Raw genomic sequence first — 3,937 nt, 5'->3', positions numbered from 1 at the left:
CTAGGTGTAGCGACCCGTGAGGTTGTGAACGCGGCAGGCGGGGGTGTGGCCTCCGAGGGCGCTGTGGGGTCGTCGGTGATTGTATTCCTCGAGCCAGTCGGGGTAGGTGGCGGATCGGGCTTCGTTGGAGAGGTAGGTGGTGGCGTAGGCCCATTCGGCGGCGAGGGTGCGGTTGAATCTCTCCACTTTCCCGTTGGTCTGCGGCCGGTAGGGGCGGGTGCGGATGTGGCGGACTCCGTCGCCGAGGGCGGCGGCGAAGTCGCGTGAGCGGTAGCAGGAGCCGTTGTCGGTCATCACCGCTTTGACGGTGAAGCCGGCCTCGGCAAAGTGATCGCGGGCGCGAGTCCAGAACCCGGCGGCTGTTTCCTTCCTCTCGTCGCCGAGTTCCTCGGAGTAGGCGAGACGGGTGCAGTCGTCGACCGCGTGGTGCAAGAACGCATAGCCGCGCGAGGGTGCGGCTCCGCGGCGCGCCGCCCGGTCCCGCGCCGCCTCGGCTCGACGGTCCTGGATGGACCCGCGGCCATGGGCGCGCCAGCCGCCGCCGTCGGGGATCCGCCCGAGTTTCTTGATATCGACGTGCACGATGTCACCCGGCTCCGCCGCTTCATAGCGGATCGGTTTGGGCTTCCGGACAGGCAGGCCGGTGTTGCGGTCCAGATGCGACAGTCTGGGCATCCGATACCGAGCGAGCACCCGGCCGACCGTCGCCGGGTTCAACCCCAGATGCCAGGCGATCCGCCTCGCGCCCCAGCGGCGGTTGAAACGGAGCGCGACGACCCGCCGCTCGGTGCGACGCCCGATCTGGGCTGGCGACCGGTGCGGACGAGAGCTGCGATCCTCCATCGGCTCACCGGCGCGATATCGATCCGCCCACTTCTTCGCCGTCGCCGGCGAGCACTGGAAACGCTGCGCCGCGCGAGCCAGCGTCCAACGACCATCGACTACTGCCCGAGCCAGACGAAGACGACCCTTGGGTGTCAAATGAGCATTACCGTGAACCACGAAGACCTCCGGTTTAACGATGCGAGTGTGGTAACCCACATCGTTCCGGAGGTCTTCACCTACCCGCGACGTTCACAACGTCCCGGGTCGCTACACCTAGGCCGCGTCGAAGAACTCCCAGATCAGGGCCGTCGCATCGAGCGCGCCGCTCGGCTGATCGGTGGCGCCTTCCCGGGCGACGGATCCCGGCCACTGGTGACCGGCATCCGCGACGGTCACAAGCACGACGCGGCGGTCGTCGGCGCAGGCGCTCGCGCTGGTCGTGACCGGCGGTTCGTCGGTGATCACGGGGTCGGCGCAAGCGCCCGCGGCCCGCCACAGGGCGTTGACGTCGGCGATCGGCATCCCGTCGACGTCACCGATGCCGTTACCGGGCTCACCGTCCATGCGCACGCTGCCGTCGTCGAGACCGTGGATGTGCAGAACGGATGTCGGCGCCGGCGCCTCGCAGGGTGTCACGATGGTGCCGGCGACGGGGGCGATCGCCGCGAACAGGTCGGTCTCGCAGGCGAGTCGGTACGACATCATCGCGCCGTTCGACATTCCCGTCGCGAAAGTGCGGTCGCTCGAAATGCCGAACTCGTTCTGCAGCTCGCCGACGAGGGCGGTGATGAAGGCGACATCGTTGACGTCGTCGCGTTCGGCCCCACCGCAGCAGTCGCCCGCGTTCCAGGTGCGGCTCTTTCCGTCGGGGTAGGCGACGACGAACCCAGCCGCGTCGGACTCCGCGTTCCAGCCGTAGGCCCGTTCGGCCTGCTGCGCGGAGCCGAGGCCTCCGTGCATCATCACGACCAGCGCGGGATCGGTGGCGAGCTGCTCGGGGATGTGCACGCGATACGACCGGTCGACGCCGTCCACCTCGATCACTCGGAGCTCGGTGCCGGGTGGTGTCGCGGAGTCCTGCTGGTCGCCGCGGATGCCGCAGCCGGTGAGAGCGACGGCGACCGAGGTGACGGCGAGCAGGGCGGCGAGGATGCGGCGGGGCCTCATGCGGGGGGTCATGCGGCAAGTCTTCCGGCTCCGACGCCCGTCTGCGTCGTCCCGATGACACACGACGCTTACTCCCCTCGGAGTACCCGAAACCCCTAAGGTGGCGCCATGAGTGCGACCGACACCTACGTCAGCCCGAGCCGAGTTCCCGCCACGCTCGCGCTGATTCTGGCCGTGCTCGGCGCGGCCGGGATGGCCTGGAGCTTCGTCAACGGAGTGTCCGCCGCACTCGACGCGAGCGGCTCCGGCGCGACGCCCTACATCATCGTGTTCCTGATTGCCGCGATTCTCGTGCTCGCGGGCCTCGTGATCAGTATCGTCTGCCTCGCGCGCGGCCTCGCCCGCGGGATCGCGGGTCTCGCCCTGCTGGTGTCGCTCGCCCCGATCGTGGCGGTCATCATTCTGCGGGTCGCAGCGAACGCCTAACCGAGCCTCTCAGCAGCCGCGTACAACTTCGAACGCGGAACGTACCGCGCCGAGTTGCCGAGCAGCCCGGCCACTTCCTCGTCGGTGAGCTCGCGGCGCACCTTCCCCGGGACCCCCGCCACGAGCGAACGGGGCGGGATGACGGTCCCCTCAAGCACGAGCGCTCCCGCGGCGACGAGGGAGTTGGCACCGATCACGGCGCCGTTGAGCACCGTCGCGTTCATGCCGATGAGGCAGCCGTCTTCGACCACGCAGCCGTGAACGATCGCGCCGTGGCCGATGCTGACATCCGCGCCGACGATCGTCGGGTTGCCGGACTCGGTATGGATGACCGCGTTGTCTTGCAGATTGCTGCGCTCGCCCAGCACGATCTCGTCGATGTCTCCCCGCAACACCGCACCGAACCACACGTTCGCGTCGGCGGCGATCCGCACGTTCCCGATGACGGAAGCGTTCGGCGCCACCCAGGCTGCACCGTCGATCTCGGGGGTGTGTCCGTCGAACGGGATGATGAGCGGCATGCGCCCAGGTTAGTTGCGTTGAGCGATGGCGCCGAAGTCGAGCCTGGCACTGTGCCGGATCCCCACAGCGCCACGATTCGTGGGAATTGGCGGCTCACGCGGCATTCAGCCGCCGATTCGCACGAATCCTCGGGGCTCGAGCGCCCCGGCCTAAGCTGTCTCGCGATATGGCCACGTTCTCCTCACTTTCGGATCGCCTCACCGCGACGTTCAAGAACCTCCGCACCAAGGGCAAGCTCACTCCCGCGGATGTCGACGGCACGGTGCGCGAAATCCGTCGCGCCCTCCTCGACGCCGACGTCGCACTCGAGGTGGTGAAGGAGTTCACGGGTAAGGTGCGCGAGCGGGCGCTGAGCGACGAGGTCAACAAGGCGCTCAACCCGGCACAGCAGGTCGTGCAGATCGTGAACGAAGAGTTGGTCGGCATCCTCGGTGGTGAGCAACGACGCCTGCAGTTCGCGAAGAAGCCGCCGACCGTCATCATGCTCGCCGGCCTTCAGGGTGCGGGTAAGACGACCCTCGCCGGGAAGCTCGCGAAGTGGCTGAAGAAGGAGGGGCACACGCCTCTGCTCGTGGCGAGCGACCTTCAGCGTCCGAACGCCGTCACCCAGCTGCAGGTCGTCGGCGAGCAGGCGGGCGTGCCGGTCTTCGCCCCCGAGCCGGGCAACGGGGTCGGCAACCCGGTGAAGGTCGCGAAGGACGGCGTCAAGGAGGCGGAGCGTAAGCAGTACGACACCGTCATCGTCGACACCGCCGGCCGCCTCGGGATCGACGCCGAGCTGATGAAGCAGGCCTCCGACATCCGCAAGGCCGTCGATCCCGACGAGGTGTTGTTCGTCATCGACGCGATGATCGGTCAGGACGCCGTCACGACCGCCCGGGCCTTCCAGGAGGGCGTAGACTTCACCGGCGTCGTGCTCACCAAGCTCGACGGCGACGCCCGCGGTGGCGCCGCACTGTCCGTCGCGTCCGTGACCGGCCGCCCGATCATGTTCGCG

The 3,937-nt window shown here is 68.4% G+C and carries 5 protein-coding genes; 2 read left to right on the top strand and 3 right to left on the bottom strand.

What is annotated here, in order from left to right:
• Positions 1-1,002 (bottom strand): IS481 family transposase, encoded by a 1,002-nt coding sequence (locus RMO30_RS02790; protein ID WP_309709217.1) that lies wholly within the window; start codon positions 1,000-1,002, stop codon positions 1-3.
• Positions 1,003-1,098: 96 nt separating this feature from the next.
• Positions 1,099-2,004: a PHB depolymerase family esterase gene (locus tag RMO30_RS02785; protein WP_309709214.1), complete on the bottom strand. Its 906-nt coding sequence runs from the start codon at positions 2,002-2,004 to the stop codon at positions 1,099-1,101.
• Between the two features lie 96 nt (positions 2,005-2,100).
• Here RMO30_RS02785 and RMO30_RS02780 point away from each other — a divergent pair, with 96 nt between their 5' ends.
• Complete coding sequence (locus RMO30_RS02780) at positions 2,101-2,418, top strand: hypothetical protein (RefSeq protein ID WP_309709212.1); 318 nt, start codon at positions 2,101-2,103, stop codon at positions 2,416-2,418.
• On the opposite strand, the gene RMO30_RS02775 is transcribed toward RMO30_RS02780, so the two are convergent.
• Positions 2,415-2,939 carry a gamma carbonic anhydrase family protein gene (locus RMO30_RS02775; RefSeq protein WP_309709209.1) on the bottom strand — a complete coding sequence of 175 codons (525 nt, stop codon included), beginning with the start codon at positions 2,937-2,939 and terminating at the stop codon, positions 2,415-2,417. The genes RMO30_RS02780 and RMO30_RS02775 overlap by 4 nt on opposite strands.
• Before the next feature lie 167 nt (positions 2,940-3,106).
• On the opposite strand from RMO30_RS02775, the gene RMO30_RS02770 reads away from it, so the two are divergent.
• Positions 3,107-3,937, top strand: an 831-nt coding sequence (locus RMO30_RS02770; RefSeq protein ID WP_309709207.1) for a signal recognition particle receptor subunit alpha, incomplete at its 3' end; no start/stop codon positions are given.

This window comes from Pseudolysinimonas sp. (assembly GCF_031389465.1).
Classification (GTDB): domain Bacteria; phylum Actinomycetota; class Actinomycetes; order Actinomycetales; family Microbacteriaceae; genus Pseudolysinimonas_A.
This window is presented reverse-complemented; position numbering and strand designations above follow the sequence as displayed.